The following is a 23,350-nucleotide window of genomic DNA, read 5'->3' on the forward strand; positions in this document are numbered from 1 at the left end:
CATCCCTACCACGAAAAACTGTTCTTGTGTACGAGCATGATCTGTCGTGCGTCAGATATCTTCTGAAATGGCGGCCACAACGTAGGTTTGTTCCAGCAACTGAGTCCTTGCGCAACCAACTACTACAAGAGGTGAAGCATACGAGCCTAAAGGCCAATTTTGCGCTAGATTGGCACGGTTATACAGGAATTAACTCATGGGTACAAGCCTCGGTTGGATGGCGAAGGCTATGTCAATAAGTAGCTAGATATAGCAGACATTCTTAAGAAAAAGTAATCTATCATTCACAACTCGGCGTTGAGGACGCTGTGAGCAGTGCACAGGGTTAGCACGAAAGAATAAGCCAAGAAACAAGCCATGTACACAGTAATCAGGAAGTGCCAGGGTTGGGTAGCTGTTGCTTTATTTATGCTCCAGTCAGCTCGTGCTACCCCCACCTCTGTACAAGCAAGAAGCCAGCAGGCGCCAGGGGGGTACCGGCCAGCAGGAGTTACATGGAAACCTACCGCAGATTCAGTCGCCAACCCGAACTACCTGTACCAAACCAGGTTCAGGAAAGCGGTGGCGTACTCACTGCGAGCAGCTGGCCGCCCAAATGCTACGTTGCTCTACAATTGCCCTCCAAAAGCAACTGTGTACGTGCTGGGGCAAAGTAAAAAATCGTATACCCAAGTGGCTGTGAATGGTCGAGTTGGGTACGTGGCAAGTGCGTGGTTAGCGGATATCCGATAAGCGGAATGCGGCCTCTATCCTAGGTGAGGTTAACCTGCTTTGGGCGTGCACAGCTACCGTAGAGGTTAGTGTATTGTCCAGGATTATAAGGAATAAGAATAGCACGCGTTAACTAACGGCGAGTATAAGCGGTATTTGATAAGTCAACTAAGAATCAGCATCACCCTATTGGATACGGTGCATTCACTATGGTCACCCTGGCTTCACGAAGCCTATATCCTGGCAGCTGCTGTTTTCTGTGGAACTATGCAACTAAAGCGTGGCAGCGGCGCTCTTCAGGTGAGATGGGCAATGACCTGCTGTTTCGCACGTCACTATTTGCTGGGTTGCCGGTAGAATGACGCCAATGAGAGGCATCGACCAGTCCTGCTACTTTTTCTCACCACGTATTTTTTCGCTCTATTTCTTATCTATGCGGGTATCACTTGCTCATCTACACCTAACAGGCATTAGCCTGCTGTTCTCGCTGGGGTTAAGTAGCTGTACCGCCGAGCAGAATGTTACCCCCACTATGACTGGGTGCAATGAGCTCGTTACAGTGCGCTTATGCGCTAGCTATGGGGATGCACCCAATTGCGCGGCCCGACACACGACACTGCAACTGGCCAACCGCTACCATGTACTGCCAGTGGGCGCGGTGTGGCAACGCTATCAAAGCCAGCAAGTAAACAGGCAAGTGCTGCGGGTAGGCTACGAACTTGGCCCTGAGCTTCCACCCAATGTGGATGGCCTGCGAACGGCAAACATCACCTGCCTAGAAGTATCAAATAAGGAACAGGCAGGTGAATGAGCCCCAAACAAGAGTAGGAAGCTATCCAGACCCATATTCATTCAATAGGTTAACACAGGCTTTAGGCTCTTAGAGTTTCTAACGACCTATGCGACCTGTAGGATGTTCTTACTGTCCATGAAGCTTCTCGTATATCAGGGATAGGACACGTGGGGTAGGCCCTGTTTACCACTTACCAGCCGCCGAACTACTGGAACTGGATGTCGGCGGCGACACCGACTTGCTCACGGCCGTGTCGGCGTTCAACGCCAGTACCAGGGCACCTAGAAATAAGGCGTAGGCAGGACGGCGTAACCACGCGGGTAGCATCGTCGTCGGAGCCTGCCGTGCGTCGAGGCGAGCCTGCAGGCGGGTAAAAAAGAATGGGCGGGGCTCGGGTGGGCCTAGCGGCTGCAACGCGCGCAACCGGGCAGTCCAGGCTTCGTCTTCTTCCGGAAGGGGAGGTAAGGCAGACATGCGGAATTCAAACTAAGTGAGGATGAAGAAACTGGCGCAGACGTTGCCGGGCTCGAAACAAGAGCGACTCCACAGCCGACACGCTAGTGCCTAACACAGCAGCTATTTCTTCGTAGCTCAGCTCCTGCTCGTGGCGCAGGGTGAAGGCTACCTGCTGGGACTCGGGCAGGCGGGCAATGGCGTCGAGCAGTTGCTGCTGCTGCTGCTGGCCTTCCAGTAGAGCCTGCGGGTGTTGATGGTCGGGCGGCTCGTGCAGCACCTCGTGGTTAATTCCCAGTAGGTTGGTTAGCAGGGTAAAGCGCTTTTTGGTCCGGTTCTTCCGCTGCTGTTTTAGGGCTCGCGAGGTAGCGAGACGGTAGAGCCAGGTGCTGAGAGCGGCCTCGCCCCGAAACCGGTCAATGGTCTGGTAGACTTCTACAAATACTTCCTGGGCTACATCTTCGGCCTCCTCGGGGGAGCGCAGCAAGCTCAGGGCCGTACGGTACACAGGCCCCTGGTAGCGTTCAACCAGCGTACGAAAGGCCGCCGCACTGCCCGCCTGGAATTGGGCCACCAGCTCGGCGTCGGTAGGGGAGGAACTCACGCGTAAATCGACTGAAGGACCATAGATCGGCAGGGGTGGCGCGAAGCAAAGGGCTTCGCGTGCAGTATATATTACATCACGAAAGCCTAATATTCATTGCTGCCTGCTGGCAAAGAACCTACTACTCGCTCAGGTGGCCAGGGGGCATCCAAGTCGCGCGGGGCATAGCCGTACGGATTCTTTGAGTCTTTGCCGGCATGCCACAATACCCACAAACCCACCAGAAGCGGCGGCAAGCTGAGTAGTTGGCCCTGATTGAGCAGGTTGTCATGCTCAAACGCAACTTGGGCTTCCTTTAGAAACTCGCCCAGGAAGCGCTGCGTGAACAGCAACACTAGAAACAGGCCAAGTAGGAGCCCGCGCGGGGTACGCTCTTTGGTGCGGTGCCAGCAATAGTAGAGGAGCGACACCAATAGCAGGCAGTACAGCGCCTCGTAGAGTTGCGTGGGGTGGCGCGGCACGGCCATCAGCGAGTCCAGACCAATGGGGGCGTCGGCGGGTAGTACCTGGTGGCTTACGTCGCCACTTGGCAGGCGCACGGGGTGGGCCACCTGTACCGCCCCGGCGGGCAGCGGGCGGGTAGCAGGCAGCAAGTGCTGGGTGTCGCGCGGAAACACCACAGCCCAGGGCACGGTGGTGGGATAACCGCCAATCTCGGAGTTCATGAAATTGCCCAGGCGGATGAGGGCGCCGCCGATGCAGACCACTAGCACGATGCGGTCGAGCACCCAGAGGGTATCAAACTTATTGTTGCGGGCAAATAGCCAGCAGGCCAGCGGAATGCCCAAGGTAGCCCCGTGTGAAGCCAGCCCGCCGTGCCAGATTTTAACTGCTTCCAGTGGGTCTTTCAGCAGCAGGTCGGGCTCATAAAAGAAGATGTGGCCCAGGCGCGCACCCACTACTGTGCCCACCAGCACGTAGATGGTCAAGACATCCACCCAACGCGGCGACACGTGCTCGCTCCGGAAAATGTACTGAAATACGGGCGTACCCACGACAAAGCCTAGCATGAATAAGAGCCCGTACCAGCGGAGCGTGAGTGGGCCAACAGAGGTAATGACGGGGTCTAAGTTCCAAACCAGGTAAGCAAGTAGGGAAGTCATGGGCAAGAGGATGGAGGTAACTTTAAGCAGCAGAAGCCGAACCAGAAAAGGGCCAACTACTACTTAGGTCCCAGTCCCCGCAGAAACTTGCGGGGGCTCCTACCTTTTATTTTTGGGGCTCCCTTTTCACCCGCTAGCTATTGCGCACCTCCCTTGATATCAACGGTCGGTAGGGACCTGAAACTCCTATTCGGACTTGTGCTGCCTCAGCTAAGCAATCCTTTAGGCTTACTAGCGGCTCCCTACGGGCTTCCCGCTAACCACGGGCTACTGCTGCAAGGCTTGCTCAATGGCTGCCACGGTGGCCGTTCCTGCCGAAGGACGCGGAGCGCTGGTCAGGCGAATACGGCCCTGACGATCTAGCAACAAATAAGAGGGGTATTCTACCACATTATAGGCAGTGGGCACGATGGCATCTGGGCTTCGCAGCTGTACTTGCCCAAGGGCCGTCAACTGCTCGGTAGCGAGTACGCGCTGCCATTTCTGCTCCGCATCGTTCACCGCAATGGACACAAACACCACGTCGCGGCCCGCAAACTGGCGGGCAAGCTGGGCACTGGCCGGTAGTTCTTGCCGGCAGGGCGCGCACCACGTTCCCCAAAAGTCGAGGTAGACCACTTTCCCCCGAAAGTCCGTCAGTGACACCGGGCAGCCTTCGTGGTTCAAGAGCGTGAACGACGGGGCCGGCTGACCGGGCTGCAGGTGCCGTAGGTCCCGCAAAAATTGCTTGAGGTTACGGCTGAGCAGCGTATCCCGGTTCTGGGCCTGAAAGGTAGGGTAGGCCGCCATCACTCCCGTCAGGTTGTCGGGCAATTGAAAGGTAAATAGCTGATATAAAGCCCAGTCACGGGCCCGGTTCGGCCCGAAGTCAGCCGTGGCTATGGCATAGAGCCGGGCGGCTTCGGCGGGGTCGGCGCGCAGTGGGCCATCGGGTAGCAGCCGCCCGCCATAGGCAGTGAGCATGCGTAGCACGGGTTCGCGCGTCACCTGTTCGTCTAGCTGCTGGCGGGGCAGTTGGTGCAGGAAATCATAATACCCTGCCGGCAATACAGCCGCTTGCTTGGCGACCGTGCGGTGGTAGCCGGGATAGTCGAGCAACAGACGGGCCCACTCCAGATCAATATCCAGGGCCGCTTGGCGCTGAAAGGCTGAGGGAAGCGCGTTAGTGACCTGGTAGCGCGCTAGGAAGGCGTGTTGCTGCTGGCGAAACGCGTCGGCCAGGTGCCGCATCTGCGCGGGCGTCGTTGCTGGGGTGCGCTGGCGCTCCGGCGACGCAGCAGTGGGCGCGGCCTGAAAGCGCCACAGAACATGGGCCAGGTAATTATTGGCAGCGGCCCCGCGGCCAGTGTAGCGCACAGTTTCGTCGAAGTGGGCAAAGTCCAGGGTAAGGTGCAGACTGTCGCCCGGACTCAGGTAGAGCGGGGTGCGCTGACGGGCATACGAGAGCGAGGCTGAGGTAGCACGGGGTAGCCCAGTTACTACCAGGGTAAAGTCGCCGCTGGCACCCAAGGGCGTTTTAACCTGCTGGGAGCCGTACCATAAGCGCACGGTGTCACCGGCGGGCGCGTGGGCGAGGTGGCCGCGCACGATGGTTCTACTAGGCCGGTGTTGGGAGGACCACGCGCTGGTGGCCGCCGAGAGCAGAGCTATTGCACCTAGCAGCCAGGAAAGAGAAGGGAACATAATGATAGCGTGCGACTAGCGGTAAATTGGTGAGGCAACTTACTAAAGAGAGCTTATGGGTGTGAGAATATATTGCGTGCCGGAAAAATCAACGCGCCGTAGCAACTCGGGGCAGGTGACTACTTATATTTCCTCGGTATGCATGTGAGAAATAAGGGTGATGATAAGCAACCAAGGAAATAACTGTGCTATAACTTCTTGAATAGCCCAAAAACAACGCGTAAGGCATAGTAAAAGCGCGTAAGATAGGTATGGAAACTCTTTCCAGGTTGCTTTGACAGGTAGAACCCTTGCTAAGGTAGTGGACCGGCTAGAGTCCGCTCAATAAACTTACAGCCAGCTAATTAAGTGTATTGCGCCAAAGCCAATTTACCACCTCTGACTTACTCTGAAGAGCAAGCAGCCAATCTTATTACTGCCCCTCCAGGATAGGGATAGGTAAGAAGCCGCAACCCTTGCCGATGGGGCTATTAGCAGTGCGTGTGCAGAGCCTAGGCGGGCAAGAAGCTGCTAGTTGCGTAAGGCATCCGAAACTTTTCGCAGGAACTTTATGGTATGAACTCTCTGTGCTAGCTCACGTTCGGCGCTTTGTCAGTTAACTGCTTCGCCTTTTTCCTGCCCGTATGTCTCTTGCTGCCCCACTCGACAGTCTGACGCTGCTCGCTATTTTTCACGCCTTGCCAGGTGCCTACCTCCTGCTTTCCCCCAAGTTCATTATTGAGGAGGTTAGCAACACCTACCTAGCCGAAACCCTAACGGAGCGCCATCAGCTTGTCGGGCACTACCTCTTTGAGGTATTCCCCGATAACCCGCAGGCCCAAGAGGCACATGCCGTGCGCAACCTACGGGCTTCACTTGAGCAGGTCTTGGCCACTGGGCAGCCCCACCAAATGGCCTTGCAGCACTACGATGTACCCAACCCGGAGCAGCCCGGCCAGTTCACGGAACGCTACTGGCTGCCCACCAACATTCCCCTGCTCGATGCCACGGGGCAGGTGCGTCACCTGCTGCACAGTGTAGTCAACGTTACCGACCAGCAGCGCACCCAGGCGCAGCTCAGCGAAAGCCAACGCCGCGAGCAAGTGGCCCAGGCTCAGGCTGACCAGTTGGTACGGGCCACCCTCGATAGTTCGACGGCCATTATCCAAGTGTTTGATGCCGTGCGCGACGAAGCCGGCCATATCGTGGATTTCCGCTGGACCCTGGTCAATGAGCAAGCAGCAGCTCAATACGACACTAACTTAGTGGGGCAGCGCCTATTGAGCCTCAACCCCGGCGTAGTTGAGACCGGCATTTTTGAGCGCTTCGTGCAGGTCGTGGAAAGCGGCCAACCGCATGCGTACGAGCAGGAGTACCGCCACGAGCAGTACGACGGCTGGTTTGAGCAGTCGGTAGTGCGCCTGGGCGATGGGGTCGTGAGTACAACTACTGACATTACCGCCCGCAAGCAGGCGGAAGCGGCCCTGAGGCACTCCGAAGAGCGGTTTCGCGCGTTAGTAACCCAGGCCGCTGTAGGTATCGCCGAAACGGAAGAGGAACGCTTTACCTACGTCAACGACCGTTTTTGTGCCATAACGGGCTACCCTCGCGCTGAGCTGATAGGGAAGCTGGTCAGTGACATCACGCATCCTGATGATGCGGTGCGCGACTTACACTTGCTGCGGCACCTCTACGCCACGGGCGAGCCGTTTACGGTCGACAAGCGCTACGTGCGTCCCGATGGCTCGCCGGTGTGGACCCTAGCTAGCGTGACCTCCCTCCATAGCATCCCGGACCACCCTAACCGGGGCTTTGCCGCTTGTATTGATGTCACTGACCGCAAGTGGGCCGAGCAGGAGTTGCAGGCCGCTCATGCGCGCACAATCGACATCCTGGAAAGCACTACTGATGCCTTCTATGCCCTGGATGCCGAGTTTCACTTCACCTACGTCAACCAGCGGGCGGCCCGGCTCTGGGGGCGTAACCCCGAGGCACTGCTGGGACGACACTATTGGACGGAGTTTCCCTCGGCCGTGGGCAGCGAATCATACAAGAAACACTACCAGGTGCAGCAAGAAGGCCGGCCCGTGCAGTACGAAACCGTATCGCCGCTGCTTGGCACTTGGATTGACGTTAACATTTATCCTGGGCAGCAGGGCGGGCTGTCGGTGTTCTTCCGCGACATCACCGAGCGCAAACGTACGGAGCAAGCCCTACGCCACTCGCGGGAGCGCCTGCAGGAAGCCATATCTATTGAGACTGTGGGCGTAATCTTCTCCGATTTGGAAGGCAGCATCCACGACGCCAATGATGCATTCCAGCGCATGAGTGGCTACTCCCGCAACGAGTTCGTCAGCGGGCAAGTGCGCTGGGATGAGGTGACGCCACCCGAGTTCATGACCATCACGCGTGTTTCCCAACAGGAACTGCTCGCTCACGGGAAAAACACGCCCTACGAAAAGCAGTTCCTCCGTCCGAACGGCTCGCGCTGGTGGGGGTTGTTCGCCGGCAAGCGCCTGAGCGACACGGAATGCGTGGAGTTTGTCGTGGACATCACCGAAACCAAGCAAGCGCAGCACCAGTTGCACGACTTTAACCGGCAGCTGCAGCGCATGAATACCGATCTGGACAACTTTATCTACACCGCCTCACACGATCTGAAAGCACCCATCGCCAACATTGAGGGGCTACTGCAGGCCTTGCAACACGAGCTGCCTGCGCAGGCCCGCGTGGGCACCGTACCGGCCATTCTGCAATTGATGCAAGAGTCTACGGCGCGCTTTGGCCGCACCATTGGGCACCTGACGGATATCTCGCGCTTGCAGAAAGAGTTCGACCAGCCTGTCACACCAGTTAGCCTGGCCCGCGTGGTGGCTGAGGTGCAGTCGGATCTGGCACCTTTGCTAGCGCAAACTGGGGCGCACATTTCCGTGGCGATACCGGAACACGTGACGCTGACTTTCTCGGAGAAAAACCTACGCTCCGTGGTTTACAATCTGTTGAGCAACGCCCTCAAATACCGCCACCCCGACCGGGTGCCACAGGTTTGCCTGAGCTGCCAGAACCAGGGGCAATATCAGGTCCTCGCCGTGCAGGACAATGGCTTGGGGCTGGATCTGTCGCAGGGGAAAGAGAAGCTGTTTGCTATGTTCCAGCGTCTGCATACGCACGTGGAGGGGTCGGGCATTGGCCTCTACATGGTTAAGCGCATGGTCGAGAATATCGGGGGCCAAATTGAGGTGCATAGTCAGCTTGATCAGGGCTCCACCTTTCTGGTGTACTTTCCGCAAGGCTAGCTATATAGCACAAGAGGGCGAGGGCACCTTGCAGCAGGTGCCCTGGTTCCCGTTGATAAATTGAAGCGGCGACACAAAGCAGGATGTGTTTCGATGAACTAACCCTGCATTTATTGGAGTATTGTTGTGGACAAAAGCATGATCATTAGATGATTAACCCTTAATCCTCCACATCTTGAACACCACGCTCAGACCAGCTGCCAGCACCAGGGTTGGGACGTCCACTAACGAGCAAGTGGCCAACACGACTACCGCTCCGCTGAAGGCGCCAATGGCCGCTGCCGTAATACCTTCTACAAAGGCCCTAATGGCTGGGTGCTGCCCATACCGCTTGAAGTAAAGCGCCTGCATCAATGCCAGCACGTAGCAGGGCAGAAACGTGGCCAGCGCCGCTACATACGCGCCCGGCGGGCCCGCTACTACATGCTCACTCCCAGTACGAGGAAGTAAAGAAGTTTGCCCCCGGCAGAGTCACCTTACGGAACGCTACAGGTAAGCCCGTGCAGTAGGCTACCCGTGAGAAAATAAAAGAGCCGCTCCTTCCGGGGAGCGGCTCTTTTATTTTCTCACGGGTAGCCTACTGCAGTGTATCCAGCCCAAAAAACTGTTTCTACAAGGGGTTCTGCACAATGGCTTTATTGACATTGAGCTCGGCCTGTGGAAACAGGAATTGCCACTCCTTGACGCCAGCCTCCACCCGGAGGTTGCCACCGGTGAGAGCCCAAGCCCACTGGGCAATATGGTTCTTGCCTGTTCTATCCAACGCGCTATTGGTGCGTTTCAAGTCCAGGAACCGGAAGCCTTCGCCCCACAGTTCAATCCGGCGCTGGAAAAGGATTTCGTCTACCAAGGCCTGCCCCGTACGGGTAGACCGCACGTACTGCGGGTCTCGCGCACTCACCAGCGTAAACAAACTGCCAGCGGCGGAAGCCAGCCCTTGCCGGGCCTCGGCTTCGGCCTGGATCAAATACAGCTCGGCTAAGCGCATATGCGGCACGTCCCCAATGCTCAGGTTGGGGTCTGCCACCAGAAACTTCTTCTGCCCGTACGGCGCTTTCACGCCCCCAGCAGGAACCGGGATACTGGCCCCAGTCGGGTCCCAGAGGGCCTTGCGGACGTCGGTGGCCGGGATTTGATTGTAGAGCACCGAGTTAATTTTCTTCGGGTTTTGCCGGATGGCGGTCGAGCTATAATTGGCCGACATGTAGGCGAAGAAAGAGTAGAAATAGTTAGTCTGGTCGGCCTGCATTTTGCTGCCCCACAGCCACTCCGGGTTTTCCACACTGTTGAACCCGCTCGTGTACTGTGCCCGGCTCATGAGGGTAGCGCCGCTCTGCTGGATGGCCTCCTGCGCAAACCGTGCGGCCACGGGCCAGTTTTGCATAGTGAGGGCCACCCGAGCTTTGATGCCTTTGGCTACGGCCGCGTTAAAGTGGGATTTTGCCGGGCGGTTGCCCAGGCCAGTCAGCAACCCGATGGCCGTGTCCAAATCCGTATTGATCTGGGTGTATACTTCCTCCACGGTAGCACGTGGTTGGCCTTCCGTGGTGCTAGTAATCAGCAAGGGCACTCCTAGCTGGCTGTTGGTTTTACCAGCTTCGTACCGCTCGCCAAACGCCTGCACCAATTGAAAATGAGCCCAGGCACGGTACACGAGGGCTTCGCCAATTATCATCTGCTTTTCCGCTTCCGGGCCGGTTGCGTTGTCTAAGCCATTGATGAGGATATTGGCGTTGGCGATGATGCGGTAATAGAAATAGTACCAGGCATGGTTGTACGTGGTAGAAGAAGTAGCATTACGGTGCGACGTCCAGTTGTGCTCATTGGCCCACCAGCTGGTGCCTAGCGTCTGCACCCAGTCTTCCCCCAAGGCATCCATCATAATCTTCATGGAGCCTTCTCCACCCTGGTTTTGGCTACCATTGTGTTGTAAATACAGTATCCGATGGATGCCATTGAGTGCGGCCATCCCATTCTTAGTGCTGGACAGCACATTCTCCTCGGTCACCGCATTGGTTGGTGCCGTTTCCAGATACTCCTTCTCACAAGAGGAAAAAATCATTGCGCTGGCTAGCAACGCGCTGTATATCGTCTTTTTCATGACCAATCAGTTGCTACAAAGAAAGATTCAACCCCAAAGAAAGCACCCGGGCGGGCACGTACACCGCCGACGTCGTACCCGAGAAGGTTTGCGCCACGTTCATTCCCTTTCTCTTGGAAACCAACGCTAGGTTTTCGCCCGTGGCGAAGATGTTCACGTTGCGCAGCTTGAGCCGGGTAGTGAGGGGGGCCGGGATATTGTAACTCAAGCTCACCGAGCGGAAGTTCAGGTAAGAAGCATCCACCAACCACCGGTCAGACGCCGCTGCTAGGTTGGCCGTATTTCCTACTTGCAGCTTGGGAACGTCGGTGATATCACCAGGATTCTGCCACCGGTCCAGCATGTCCTTGTGCATGGCGCCGCCGTAGGTGCCGTGGTTCATCAGGGTCGCATACTGGCCGTCATAGAACTTGCCTCCTACCGAGTAGGTAACCAAGGCTGACAGGGTAATTCCTTTAAAGGAGAAGGTGTTGGTGAAGCCACCCGAGAACTTTGGAATAGCCGTGCCAGCGTAGTGGAATCGGCCGTTGTTGGCGTTCCAGGTTACGGTATCGGAGCCGATGATCTTGCTGTTGGCTTCGTTGTAGGTGATGGCCCGGTAGAGCGCATTCCCATTTTCTGGATCAACGCCGTAATATTCCCGCAGCCAGAATGCCTGCAAATCCTCGCCTACTTTCAGCTTCTTGGTGCCAGATACCAGTTCTGGGTAGGGCAGCTTGGTTATCTTGTTTTTAAAGGTAGTCCAGTTTACATCAAGGTTCCAGGTGAAGGCATCTGTTTTGATGATGTCACCAGCCAGCCGGAGCTCAACGCCCTGGTTGTACATGGCCCCCACATTTTCAATTCGGTTGGCTACTCCACTGGAGAGCGGGAGCTGCACTTCGAACAGCAGGTCCTCGGATGTCCGCTTGAAATACTCAGCCGAACCGTTCAGACGATTCTTGAGCAATGCGAATTCAATTCCTGCATCGAAGCTGTTGTTCTTCTCCCACACCAGGCCCCGGTTACCCAGGGTTGCTTGTGAGAAGCCCGGCTCGGCGGCGTTGTTCTGGCCCAGCGTGTAGAGTGCCTGCCAAGCGTAATACTGGCTGCCGTCTCCGTTTTCAAGGTTTTCGTTGCCCACTTGCCCGTAGGAAGAACGAAGCTTGACCATATCAACCCAGTTGGGTTTGGTGAAGAAGGTTTCCTGGTCCAGGCGCCAAGAGCCCCCCACAGACCAGAAGCTGCCCCAGCGTACGTCCTTATAGAAGCGGGAAGAGCCGTCGCGCCGATACGAGGCGGAAACTGTGTATTTGTCGTTGAACGTGTAGTTCGCCCGCCCGAAATATGACTCTATTCTATGCTCTTGCAGGTACGTGTTGAAGTTATTGATGGTGCTGAAGTTTTGCAGCTCCGTATTATCGGCAATTACCTCGCCTGACTTAGAGCCGCTCAGGTAGTCCCGGCTCCGGCTGTAGTTCTCGTGGCCCAGCAATGCATCCACCGTGTGCACGCCCGCTAGCGTCCGGTTATAATTGAGTAGCTGGTTGGCCGTGTAGCTCGTCAGGTTATACAGCACGCGGCCCGCTCGCCCGGCTGGGGCACCATCGCCCACTTGGGTGTTTTCGTAAGTTTGCTCTTCGTAGTTGGTGATATCCGCGGCGAAGTTGGCCGTCAACTTGAAGTCCTTCAGGAAGGTAATTTCCCCGTAGGTCCTGCCCCCAAACACGTTGCGCCGGTAGAGGTAGTTGTTCCATTCCGTTTCGGCCACAATGTGCCGGCCCGGGTACACTGGACGGGTCATAGTGGGAGAGGAGCCTCCCAGATCGTACACCCGTTCGCCATTCGCGTCCAGTACATAAGCGCCCGTGGCGGGGTCGTGCTGGTAAATAGGGTAGATCGGACCAATTCCGCGGCTGAAGAAAAAGGGATTCACGAAGCCCGTGGAGCTACCCGTATTGGCCTGATTGGAGTTGGTCAGGGTGTAGTTTATGTTCACGCCAGCCTTAAACCAGTTGGTCAGGTTGGTGTTGACGTTCATCCGACCCGAGAATCGCTCGAAGTCTGATTTAATCAAATACCCCTTCTCGTTCAGGTAGCCCAACGAAACATAGTAGTCGCTTTTCTCAGATCCGCCATTGAAACTCACCGTATAATCGGAGCGGGAACCGTCCCGGGTCAGGGCCTTTTCCCAGTCCAGGTCATCTTCCCACAACAACTGCGCATCCGGATTCAGTGTGCCATCTTGTAGAACAATCTGGTTGTTCGGAACATTGAATGGGTTGTAGCCCAATAGGCCCTTAATGTCGGCAGTTGCCCGTTGGCTTGCTTGTGCCCTGGTAACGGTTGCGCTGACTAAGCTATTTCGGTAGGCTTCCCACATCAGCGGGTAATACTCGTACGCGTTTACGCGCTCATACTCGGGAATTGCACGCGAGGAAACGCCCTGCAACGCCCGCAGATTCACCTGCACCCGGTCTTTCTTGCCCTTCTTGGTAGTAATCATCACCACCCCATTGGTGGCCCGGGAACCGTAGAGAGCCGTAGAGGCCGCATCCTTCAGTACCGAGATGCTGGCTATATCCTCCGTGTTCAGGTTTGATAAACCGGCTGTGTACGGTACCCCGTCCACCACGTACAGCGGGTCGTTGGCGTAGTTTACTGAGCTAAACCCCCTGATACGGATGTCAGGGCCGGAGCCCGGCTGCCCAGAACCGGCGGAAACCTGCACCCCAGGTGCTTGGCCAGCAATGGCGTTGGTAATGTTGGTTACCGGCCGTTGCGCTAGTTTCTCGGCTCCAATCTGCGTTACGGAACCGGTGTACGTCGCCGGATCTGCCGTACCGTAGGCAACTACCACTACTTCATTGAGGGTTTTGGAGTCGCTGGCCAAGCTCACATTGATGGTGGATTGGCTGCCCACGGTCACCTCTTTATTGAGGTAGCCGATAAAGGTAAATACCAGCGTCCCGCCGCCGGCTGGCACGTTTATGCTGTAATTTCCTTGCTCATCGGTTGGCGCGGCTGTAGAAGTCTCTTTCAGATGGACTGTTACCCCGGGCATTCCTTCGCCCGTAATGGCATCGGTCACTCGTCCTGTCACCGCCTTGCTCTGTGCCAACGCCTGCGTTGAGAAGGCTGACATCAAGACAAAGCTAGAAAGTAAAGATTTCTTCATGTGGATTATGTTTTGTTGAATGATCAAGGTGTTTACTGCTCTACTCTACCGTTTTCTGGCATCTCCCACTCACTACTTTCTACACGCTACCAAGCCATGTTCCAACGGGATACGATACTTCTCCTCAAGGCCTTGAGAGGTGGAAGTGCTATGGGTGCTTCCAAAGAGTAGTAAGGGAATAGCTTATTGGCCGTTATTCCTGGGCAGGCGTGCGCCTGCTACTCCTGATTAGAGTGCATAGGGACGTACTCGCAGTAATGAGTGTAAGCCAGAAAAGGCGCTTAGATAAGGACAGGTACGCTCATCGGCGTTGGGTCTTCCGCATCTACTATTTCACCGGTAATATCTACCGCGCTACTCACAAATCGCTCTTCATCGGGGGTGAAATCTGCAAAAGAGATAAGCGTATTATTCTCCCATGTACTTTGTATTATCGGTTGAGACTATTTCGTTTACAGATGCTAATAAAGAGTATAATATCAACAATCACATAATTGTGTTAGTATTTTTATCTGTACAGCGACAGTATGATTGCAGATATTGCAACCAAAATCGGAGGGAGTCTATCTTATAAAAGTTATATAAAGCCTGGTGCTGACTTTGAATAATTGTACTTTTACACGCAAAAACTGTTGATACATATTTTTTTCAGTAACTGACGTGATTGGTGATTATGCAGAGCATATCTCGACCTCCCATGCTTCAGTAAAGTTGAAGTTGCAATCGTTTTGCAAGAGGATACAAGCCGACAATAGTCCAGATTGGGCCGGAATACAGCTTGCCAAGGCCCGGCGCTGGAACAGGCAAGCAGTTGTGCACACGCAAAAAAGCCTGAACTACTATTTGGTAATTCAGGCTTCTTGCTTTTATCGTGTGCTTCCTTAGCCGTGCTAGTTTGCTGGCTTAGATGGTTTCACGTACTTATCCAGCCACGCATTCGTCTCCCACAGCACGTGGAGCAGGTTTTCGCGGGCTGCGTAGCCATGCGCCTCCGCTGGTAGCACTACATAACGAGCAGTAGCGCCCTGGCCTTTCAGCGCGGAGAAGTATCGCTCGCTCTGAATGGGAAAAGTACCTTGGTTATTGTCGGCTTCGCCGTGGATAAGCAGAAGAGGGGTCTTCATCTTGTCGGTGTAGTTAAACGGCGACATAGCATTGTACACCTCGGGGGCCTGCCAGTAGCTGCGCTCTTCACCCTGAAATCCGTAGGGGGTGAGGGTACGGTTATAAGCGCCACTACGGGCAATGCCCGCTTTAAACAGGTTGGAGTGCGACAGTAAGTTGGCCGTCATAAACGCGCCGTAGCTGTGGCCCATCACGCCTACACGGTCAGCATCCACTACGCCCAAGCGCGCTCCTTCATCAATGGCTGCCTTGGCGCTGCTCACTAGCTGCTCAATATAGGTATCGTTGGGGTCTTTGCTACCCTCTCCAACTATCGGTACGCTGGCATTCTCCAAAACGGCGTACCCTTGGGTAACCCAGAATACCGGCGAGCCCCCACCCAGGCGGGTAAAAGTGTAGGGGGAGCCGCTCACCTGTCCAGCAGTATTTTTATCCTTGAATTCTAAAGGATAGGCGGACATGAGCGTAGGCAACGGGCCGTCGCTTTTCTTGTAGTTTGGGGGCAGGTACAGGTTGGCCGTCAACTCCACCCCATCGGCGCGTTTGTAGTGCAGCACCTGTTTGGGGAAGCTGCCGCCAAACGCCGCGTACGGGTTCGGGAATTTCGTTACGGCGGTGAGCTTATCTTTTTTAGTGGCGTCGCGCAGGTAATAGTTCGGCGTTTGCGTAAGCGACTCGCGGCGAGTGAGCAACTGCCGATTTTTGCCGCTGGCATCAATAATGGCTACTGGCACCTCGTATACGGGCGCTTCTGACCGCCACCAGCGGGTAGTTTTTTTGCTGGTTAAGTCTAGTTCGTCCACAAAAGGCCGGTCGCCTTCGGGCGAAGCACCCGTGCCCAACAAGTATAGGCTCTTGCCCGCAGGCCCCCCCGTGAGCAGCACCGATTTTCCTTGGGCATTGCGGTGCTCGTACGGCGTGCCGGGGTCCTGGTACTTATCTTCCGACGACCCTTCGAACAGCACAGCGAGCGGCACGCTTGGCTTGCTAGGGTTCAGTTGCCAAGTAGTTTCGTGTCGGTCCGCCCAGCGGTAACCTCTCATTAAAGCTAGTTGGCTGGTGCCCCAACTCAACCCACCAAAGCGTAGGGGCAAAGCGGCCAGTTCCTGAGGCGCGCCCGTAAACGGTGCTTCCAGGGTGAACACCTTGTCGCGGATGTCCGCTTTGGTTTTGGGGTTGCCGCCGTCTTGGGCTTCCACGTAGTAGAGCGTAGCGGGCACATCGGCACGCCACGCGTGATTGCGCGGGCCGGTAGGTACTGCATCGTTCCCAATGGGTACGGCATCGGCCAAGGGCAAGTCAACCACTGCTTTTACTGAGGCCCCAGTGTTCATATCCAGCACATCGATGCGCTGTGGAAACCGGCTGATAGGCAGCGTGTATGAATACGGCCGGTGGCGGGTGCGCAACAGGACGTACTTGCCATCAGGTGAAGGCGAGGCGGTTTGAATCAGGCCGGGCTTACCCAGCGGGCGGGTTGTCCCATCGGCTACGTTTACCTTCACTAACTGGGAAGTGGCGTAGTAGTCGAACAGGCGCTCATCGGCGGGGTTTTTCAGCAAATCCTGGTAAGTACGGGCCGCCGTCTTTATGCCGCCGCCGCTTTCCTGCACCGCCGGGCCAGTAGGCGCGGTGTCGGCGGAAGGAGCAGCACCGCGGCCAGCCGGCACGGTACAAGCTACAATCGTCTTGCTATCGGAAACCCAATCAAAGGAGTTACCAAACGCATCGTTGAGGGGAGTAGCTAACAGGCGACGGGCAGTGGCTGTAGCCACGTCAACAACCCAGAGCTCCACGCGGCCGTCAGTGCCGGCGCCGGGGTTGGTTAGTGCAAAGGCGATAGTCTTGTTATCAGGCGACCAGCTTACGTCGCTGATACGAGCCTGAACGGGCAGGCCTTTTACCTCAATTTCGGCACCCGTAGGCAGGGTTTTGAGCTTGATGCCCACGGCGTAGCTCACCCGGCTTTGCCCGTTGGTACGGGGGTTGATGCGCAAGCCGGCTAAGCGCAGTTCGGGCTGGGCTAGTTCGGCTACAGTAGGAAAGTCCTGCACTTGCAACAAAGCCATAGTACGGCCATTCGACGCGAGGCTAACGCGCGGAGTAGGCGGCGCCAGCAACAGATCTTGCAGAGCTTTGGGGGGTGTTTGGTACTTGAAATCCTGGCCCTCAGACACGACAGCGACGAGTAGTAAAGTGGCAGAAAGAAGCAGTTTTTTCATACGCAGAAATGAGAAAGAGGCTATTATGGCACACTGCCGTGATTGGTAAGCTAACAAGCATGCAGGTTGTGAATAGTACCTACCAAGAATTGTAAGCGCTGCGGTTAAGGCTGGTTTCTGCCTGGCACCTGAGTAGCTAGTCCTTGCAGATATCCAAAGGAAAAAGTCGAGGCCGCAGCGCTTCGCAAAACCAGTTGTAGAAGCGTGGATCAATCAAGGTGACCGATTGAATCCAAACATAATAGGATTCTATCTTTCTTTCGTCATAAAACATAGCTTCAACATACCAAGCGCCCCTAGTATAACTACATAGTTGCGTTGGTAGGATGCGGATTGATAATGAGATTTTTGTAGCAAGGTTAAGCTTGATAGCAAGGAAATGATAGGGATGCTACCTAGGCTACGATAGCGGGCGCCCGGTGACGGAAACGCTCCCAAAGGTTCTCCTCACCCAGGACATCCCCGGACCAACAAGGAAGTAGGGTTCAATAGGACGACTTCGTAAGTCAGCTCCGTAACCGCCATATGAATTTCTAGAATGGTGATTTGCGTATGGGGCATTCACTGAACGCCTGGTTGTTCCCGGCGCATGACTTCCTGAGAAATGAACAATTTCGCTTCCTCTGGGCTTTCTGTTACAAGTAAATTTGGTACTAGTCCAACATAGTGAGATCTACTACCTTGGCTTTTTCCAGGGAAAGGATAGTAAATGGCTCGCAATACAGCAGTACTCGTTGCGGTTTGCTAGGCGTTGCGCTGCGTAGCAATATGGCCAAATAGGGTTTCGGTCACCACACTCACTACCCGCAGGCCGGCGGTCAGCGCCCGTGGGTTGAACTCCTCTAACCGGTGCTACGCCCCTCCTGAATGGCGCTTATGCGCCGCACATCGCTCATCCAACCCCAGGGCGTGGCTAGGCTAACAGGTTGCTCGTAGTACTGGAGCACCGCTCCTTGCAAGGCGATGAATTTTGCTTGGTTAGCAAAGCCGTACACCGGGTAATCATGCACAGCACCGAAGAATCGGCTAGTGCTACCCCGTAGGGCGTTCCTAAAACAACTGTTCACTCACGGCTGCTAGCCTATCTCGTGCACAAGAGTAAACGCCTGAGTTATGATGAAGTTGGCAATAAGAAAGTGCACCGCGTGGCTACGACCATGGGCTTGATAGGGCTGGCCACTAGGCACCTCGCCGGGGCACGAAGTGGCTATAGCGGAGCCGTCGCCCAGGCCCGTGCCTGCTCGATAGTAGTGAAAAACTGACTGGTCAGCTGCGTGTTGGGTATGACGTTCGTCACGAGCGCCTGCACCCCCATGCGATTCATGGCGTCAAGCGACTCTACCACCGCAAACCGCTGCCCCCCTGACTCGCTCAGCCCACGAAAAACGACGTCGCCGCTCCATTGCAAGTCTGCTTGGCGTAGGGCCCGCAACAGGCGGTTATCGGCAATAAGTGCCTTCGCCTGGTAGTGGCGGGCAAAGCGCATCAACTCGTCGATGGAGGCGCGAAAGTCGGCACTCGGTACGAAATCCAGCCAGTGCAGTTCCAATGTGTTGTGGGTAGTGCGGTAAAGATAAATATGCAGGTAAGACGAACTAAATAGCGTTTCCATAAAGCAGTGGCTACCGTCGTTAGTGGGTAGGCAACAGGTAAAGGTAAGACAATCCAAGACAGCGGGGATTAGGACCATCACGACAGAAAAGGGTTGCCCTGCGGCTGCCTAGCTGTCCATGCCCTCACGGCGGCCAAGGTCACTGACCTACGGTGCCTCCGTTGCAGCAGCAAATACCTGACACGCTAATGCACAGGGGTAGTAAAGGCGAGGCCAAACCATGCCTTTTCCTGAGAGTACCTTAGTTAGTAAAGAAATAAATAAGCACGTACTGATCCAGGCTCTCTTGTATGCCGCTGTTTTAGCTAACACTCTGCTTCACATCAAGTTGACCCCAGCCTGTTTACACGTCTTTCCTACTTCCCGCTCAAGTTCCGCGCTTTGCTTATCTATTCTACGCTGGTTAGCCGAGCCAGTACCTCACGTTTGTGGTGTGGGGATGCATCACCCATGGAGCTGACTTTGTGAAACTTAACAAGGCGAGCGTACTCGTGCGCGTGGTTGGCTTTTGGGGAAGCTAGACGGTTTTCAACCCTAATCCGGTTACTCTTCCACTGATCGGTCAGAAACACCTACGGTGGCAGGCACTTGTAGAAGAGTAACCCACGCTAACCAGGTCTCCGCTGTTTCTTAGAGCCCTGGTCCTTCTGCATACCCAGTTTGGGGTATCAGTACATGCGCCGAGCGCCGCTGAATATCGACGGTAGGGTAGCTACGCAAATTTTGCCCGCAACTGCTCATTGGCTCGCCCCTGCAAGGGCCGGCCGTGCCCAAACACGGCTGTGTCGAACGACAGCGCGCTGGATTTTAAGATGCTTTGCCGGCCTAGCTCCCGGTCTTCGTAGAGGGTGCTGTAGGCTAGGCCTACGGCGTGCGAGCATAGGTCGGCGGCAATCAGCACGCCCTCATTGCGCAGCAGCAGGGCCACGTGGCCGGCGCTATGGCCCGGCGTGTGCACCACCTGGACGCCCCCCAGCAGCGGGAGTACGTCGCCATCGCTCAGCGTTTCGTCCACCGCCACGGGCGCCACGCTCGTAATGGGCCCCTTAATAATAAAGTGGTAGATGAGCTTATTCACCAAGCCTGGGGTGAGCGTCAGCGGCCGGCTGCTGATGCCTTGTTCCAGCAAGGGCGCATCCGTGTGGTGGGCGTACACGCGGGCGTTGGTCTGGCGCTGAATCTCGGCGGCACTGCCGCTGTGGTCGGCGTGCAGGTGAGTGAGGATGATGCGCTTAATGTCGGCCGGGTTCTTTCCTGCTGCCCGCAGGGCAGCGAAGATTTTATCCGTGCTGCTGGGCAGGCCGGTGTCGACCAGCGTTACGCCATCGTCTTCTAGTAGGAAGGCATTGACAGCCCCCAGGCTGAGTTGGTACAGCCGCTTCGTGATTTGCTTCATGAGAAGGAAGGATAAAAAATGATGCTGAATACTAACACCAGGTGAATGGACAAGTAGAGCAAGCAGCGGGTGCTTTGCGGTCCAAACCATCACCTATTGATTACAAATGCTTTTGGTTGACGAGTAAAGGCTGCCCTGGACAGTTTAGTTGGAGGAAGCCGCGGGCCGGGCCAAGCTAAAGAGCGACACCGTCAGCCCCAGTAGCAGCACAATGGCAACCACGTGCGGCAGGGCTAGCGCCAGTGAGCCGGTGGGTTGAGCCAGCACGATGGCCAGGTCCACGCTGGGAATTAGCGCGCCCAGCAGTGCGAGCCAGGCCAACGGACGGTCGTAGCCCAGGCCGGAAAAAATGGCCAGTAGCAGGCCCGAGAAGACGTCGCGGATGCCTTTAGCGTAGTGGAAGGAGTACTGTACATCGGCGGGGGGCAAATACGCCGTAGCCTTCGGCCCCGAGGCGGGGGGCCAGCAGAAACCGAGTACCGATGAAGACCATGCCCAGGCCGAGGAGCAGGCTGAGCCCGCGGGTGATGTTGCGTCGTGTCATGACGAGGAGGTTAGGGGTTAAGTACCTGACAAAGGTGCAGCCGCCCAGACCAGCCAGTCATTCACTCAAGTGCATAAATGCCTTGCGGCTTTATAAGATAGCTCGACCCCGAATGCGGCTCAGCGACTGAGGCTTCACGCCTACGTAGGAGGCGATGTAGTACTGAGGAATGCGCTGGAGCAGGTCGGGGTAGGTGCGCACGAAGCGGGCGTAACGCTCCTCGGGCGTCTCCTCATAAAACGAAGTCAACTGCCCCAGCACATCTACGAACAGCATCTCGGCCACCAAGCGTCCAAACCGCTCCCCCTGTTGGACCTCCCGGTAGAGGCGCTGCAGGTTGTCGTAGGAGATGGAGAGTAGCCGTGCGGGCTCCAGGGCTTGGATGGCGTGCACGGCAGGTTGAGCCGGCAAAAAGCTACTATAGTCGCCGATGAACTCCCGCTCGCGGCCAAAGTAGAAGCTGTGCTCTTGCCCGTCGCGGCTACGAAAGTTGTGAAACACGCCTTCCACGATGAAAGCGACCTTGCGGCTCACCTCGCCTGGGCGCAGAAAAAAGCCGCCCTTGGGCACCTGTTCAGCCACGAATAACTGTTCTAACAAGGCTTCCTCGGTGGGGGACAACGTGATGAAGTGGCGCACCACTGCGAATAGGGTTTCGTGCGGCGTCATAGCAACGGGAGGATAGGATGAAAGCCTGGTTAAGGAAGATAATGCGCAAGTTGTGTGGGTTCGCCTAGGGGGCATACCTCTTGGCTACCTAAAATAATTAGATGTAGCTAGCAACATATGTGATAGAGGTGAGCAAGCACACTCAAGGGCGTGTCAGGACGAAACAACGAGATTGTGAACACAACTTGTAAATCCGGGTAATCTGATAATCATCAGCGCTTCGTCAAAACTAGGCCGTGAAGTGCTTTCAATCTCCAGGGTAGGTGCGCACTGTGTTCCGCGAAGGTTCGAGGCGATGTATTGGTGGGTAGATTCAAGCAGGTGAGCCGGCACCTGCGCGGTAGGTGGCGAGGTGATGACGGGCAGCTGACTTTCGGTAGTCATATATATAAGGAGTAGCAGCGCAAAAAACAGGCACTATCTCGCCTCTACCTCAATGACTGATAAGGTTCACTTATCGGTCCTTATACCCATAATAGCTTATAGCTATTCCGCTCAGGCAGGAGTTCAGCATATCGCGCAATGTCTTACGCACTGTACGATGTGCTGAATATATATTTATAAACCTTAATATATGGTGCATGAACAGTGTCACAGCCTACGTTCGTAACACAACCATAACGATAAGGTGATGTGGCCGCGATGCGTAAGCTCAGGCCTTGCAGTAGGTTTACATAGCTAAATCATATTCTCTTCGATGCTTCCTACTTGCACGCTCTTACTTTCACTCGTGCTGACTGCCTCGGGTGTGGCGGCACAATCTCTAGCTGCTAAGAGCTATACGGCTCCAAGTACCGCGGCTAATGCATCGAAAGCCACCCCGGCGGCATCTTCGGTAGCGACCACAGTCTATTATGCTGCCGACGAAATGCCCTCCTTTACTGGCGGCGCCCCTGCATTACTTAAGTTCCTACGCGCAAAACAACAATACCCGCTCGAAGCTCAGCAACTCAACATTTCCGGCAAGGTACTAGTCAGCTTCGTAGTGGACGAAGAAGGACGACTGCGGGACCCGCAAGTGGTGCGAGGCCTGGGCGCTGGTCTCGATGAGGAAGCTCTTCGCCTAGTTCGCATCATGCCCTGGTGGGTACCTGGGCGCATAAATGGTCGTCCCGTGCGCGTAGCCTACACCCTACCCATTGTATTCCAGCTGCTGGATTAGTAGCAAGAAGAGTACTAATTCTAAATTCTCGAAAAAGTAAACCGCATGCGAAATCGTTCTACTACTGCTGGGTTTATTTCAGGTAGCCTTATGCTACTGAATAGCTTACTCATCTCAACACCAGGTAGCGCCCAAACCACCTCAAAGCAGACGGTACTTAGCGGTCGGGTAGTAGATACTGAGTTGCACCCGTTAGCGGGGGTAAGCGTTTGGGTGCCCGGCACTACGTTCACTACAAGCACGAATGCCGACGGAGCATTTGTCTTGGAAGGCTTAGGGGCAGGCAACCACGCGCTACGATTTGACTTAACCGCTCATCTGCTTACCGAAATAACGGTGAGTGATACAACCCGTTTGCCTTTGCTAATCAAGCTGCCTGCTACACGTCCTGCTGTGCGCGTAAAGCGCCGACTCTAGCTTTTCCGTCAAACAATTCACCATTGTCTAACTGACGTAACCTAGGGTTTTTACTTACAACTAGATGTATAAGGTGGGTACCTCTTGTGCTTTGGTAGGATGCAGAGAGGGTAGGATGCCCGTTCATGCAACATACCTCAAGCTAGAATTTATAAGAGAGGCACGTTGCCTCCTAACCACTGATATCGTTTGCATAAAAAGCGCAAAAGTGAGTGCCCACTCTTCAGTAGACTTCAGGCACCTGAGTAAATGAAGTTGGGGTAATTCCAGAATCAACTAGATACTATTGGGAGCATACTTGGTATGTGTCCTCATATCACGGC

The 23,350-nt window shown here is 55.4% G+C and carries 17 protein-coding genes and 1 pseudogene; 4 read left to right on the plus strand and 14 right to left on the minus strand.

Annotation, left to right across the window (positions count from 1 at the left end; translation table 11 throughout):
* Positions 1-1,144: 1,144 nt before the first annotated feature.
* On the plus strand, positions 1,145-1,522 hold the full coding sequence (locus CHB83_RS20290; RefSeq protein WP_089334012.1) for a hypothetical protein: 378 nt from the start codon (positions 1,145-1,147) through the stop codon (positions 1,520-1,522).
* Between the two features lie 165 nt (positions 1,523-1,687).
* On the opposite strand, the gene CHB83_RS20295 is transcribed toward CHB83_RS20290, so the two are convergent.
* The 4 genes from CHB83_RS20295 to CHB83_RS20310 all read right to left on the minus strand — a co-directional run bounded on the left by CHB83_RS20295 (position 1,688) and on the right by CHB83_RS20310 (position 5,347).
* Complete coding sequence (locus CHB83_RS20295; RefSeq protein ID WP_089334013.1) at positions 1,688-1,978, minus strand: hypothetical protein; 291 nt, start codon at positions 1,976-1,978, stop codon at positions 1,688-1,690.
* Between the two features lie 7 nt (positions 1,979-1,985).
* The gene (locus CHB83_RS20300) at positions 1,986-2,561 is read right to left on the minus strand and encodes an RNA polymerase sigma factor (protein WP_089334014.1); all 576 of its coding nucleotides are present in this window, start codon (positions 2,559-2,561) and stop codon (positions 1,986-1,988) included.
* A gap of 86 nt (positions 2,562-2,647) precedes the next feature.
* A complete protein-coding gene (gene lgt / locus CHB83_RS20305; protein ID WP_245855390.1) occupies positions 2,648-3,664 on the minus strand; it encodes a prolipoprotein diacylglyceryl transferase in 1,017 nt (338 codons plus the stop codon).
* Between the two features lie 267 nt (positions 3,665-3,931).
* Positions 3,932-5,347 carry a TlpA family protein disulfide reductase gene (locus tag CHB83_RS20310; RefSeq protein WP_089334015.1) on the minus strand — a complete coding sequence of 472 codons (1,416 nt, stop codon included), beginning with the start codon at positions 5,345-5,347 and terminating at the stop codon, positions 3,932-3,934.
* A 623-nt stretch (positions 5,348-5,970) separates the two neighbouring features.
* On the opposite strand from CHB83_RS20310, the gene CHB83_RS20315 reads away from it, so the two are divergent.
* Complete coding sequence (locus CHB83_RS20315) at positions 5,971-8,622, plus strand: PAS domain-containing sensor histidine kinase (protein WP_089334016.1); 2,652 nt, start codon at positions 5,971-5,973, stop codon at positions 8,620-8,622.
* Between the two features lie 153 nt (positions 8,623-8,775).
* Here the strand turns inward: CHB83_RS20315 and CHB83_RS20320 are convergent.
* From CHB83_RS20320 to CHB83_RS20355, 10 genes and pseudogenes are all read right to left on the minus strand, one after another.
* Positions 8,776-9,030 (minus strand): annotated as a pseudogene (locus CHB83_RS20320) (chromate transporter); the annotation flags it as partial.
* A gap of 202 nt (positions 9,031-9,232) precedes the next feature.
* Positions 9,233-10,723: a RagB/SusD family nutrient uptake outer membrane protein gene (locus CHB83_RS20325; RefSeq protein ID WP_045690609.1), complete on the minus strand. Its 1,491-nt coding sequence runs from the start codon at positions 10,721-10,723 to the stop codon at positions 9,233-9,235.
* Between the two features lie 13 nt (positions 10,724-10,736).
* The gene (locus CHB83_RS20330) at positions 10,737-13,880 is read right to left on the minus strand and encodes a SusC/RagA family TonB-linked outer membrane protein (RefSeq protein ID WP_089334018.1); all 3,144 of its coding nucleotides are present in this window, start codon (positions 13,878-13,880) and stop codon (positions 10,737-10,739) included.
* An 890-nt stretch (positions 13,881-14,770) separates the two neighbouring features.
* Positions 14,771-17,227 carry a prolyl oligopeptidase family serine peptidase gene (locus tag CHB83_RS20335; RefSeq protein ID WP_089334019.1) on the minus strand — a complete coding sequence of 819 codons (2,457 nt, stop codon included), beginning with the start codon at positions 17,225-17,227 and terminating at the stop codon, positions 14,771-14,773.
* 842 nt (positions 17,228-18,069) lie between these two features.
* Positions 18,070-18,237, minus strand: a complete 168-nt coding sequence (locus tag CHB83_RS23925) for a hypothetical protein (RefSeq protein ID WP_179225584.1) — start codon at positions 18,235-18,237, stop codon at positions 18,070-18,072.
* 197 nt (positions 18,238-18,434) lie between these two features.
* Entirely contained in the window at positions 18,435-18,839 is a 405-nt protein-coding gene (locus CHB83_RS20340) for a hypothetical protein (RefSeq protein WP_089334020.1), read from the minus strand.
* 712 nt (positions 18,840-19,551) lie between these two features.
* Positions 19,552-20,235 carry an MBL fold metallo-hydrolase gene (locus CHB83_RS20345; protein ID WP_089334021.1) on the minus strand — a complete coding sequence of 228 codons (684 nt, stop codon included), beginning with the start codon at positions 20,233-20,235 and terminating at the stop codon, positions 19,552-19,554.
* Positions 20,236-20,379: 144 nt separating this feature from the next.
* On the minus strand, positions 20,380-20,664 hold the full coding sequence (locus tag CHB83_RS20350; protein WP_089334022.1) for a DUF4267 domain-containing protein: 285 nt from the start codon (positions 20,662-20,664) through the stop codon (positions 20,380-20,382).
* On the minus strand, positions 20,624-20,779 hold the full coding sequence (locus CHB83_RS23930) for a hypothetical protein (RefSeq protein WP_179225585.1): 156 nt from the start codon (positions 20,777-20,779) through the stop codon (positions 20,624-20,626). The genes CHB83_RS20350 and CHB83_RS23930 overlap by 41 nt, the downstream gene beginning before the upstream one ends.
* Positions 20,780-20,869: 90 nt before the next feature.
* Positions 20,870-21,448 (minus strand): Crp/Fnr family transcriptional regulator, encoded by a 579-nt coding sequence (locus CHB83_RS20355; RefSeq protein WP_089334023.1) that lies wholly within the window; start codon positions 21,446-21,448, stop codon positions 20,870-20,872.
* A gap of 730 nt (positions 21,449-22,178) precedes the next feature.
* Between CHB83_RS20355 and CHB83_RS20360 the strand changes: the two genes are divergently transcribed.
* Both CHB83_RS20360 and CHB83_RS20365 read left to right on the plus strand, forming a co-directional pair.
* Positions 22,179-22,610, plus strand: a complete 432-nt coding sequence (locus CHB83_RS20360; RefSeq protein ID WP_179225586.1) for an energy transducer TonB — start codon at positions 22,179-22,181, stop codon at positions 22,608-22,610.
* 45 nt (positions 22,611-22,655) lie between these two features.
* Positions 22,656-23,027: a carboxypeptidase-like regulatory domain-containing protein gene (locus CHB83_RS20365; protein WP_089334025.1), complete on the plus strand. Its 372-nt coding sequence runs from the start codon at positions 22,656-22,658 to the stop codon at positions 23,025-23,027.
* The last annotated feature ends 323 nt before the right edge of the window (positions 23,028-23,350 follow it).

The sequence above is a fragment of the Hymenobacter mucosus genome (assembly GCF_900188255.1).
Taxonomy (GTDB): domain Bacteria; phylum Bacteroidota; class Bacteroidia; order Cytophagales; family Hymenobacteraceae; genus Hymenobacter; species Hymenobacter mucosus.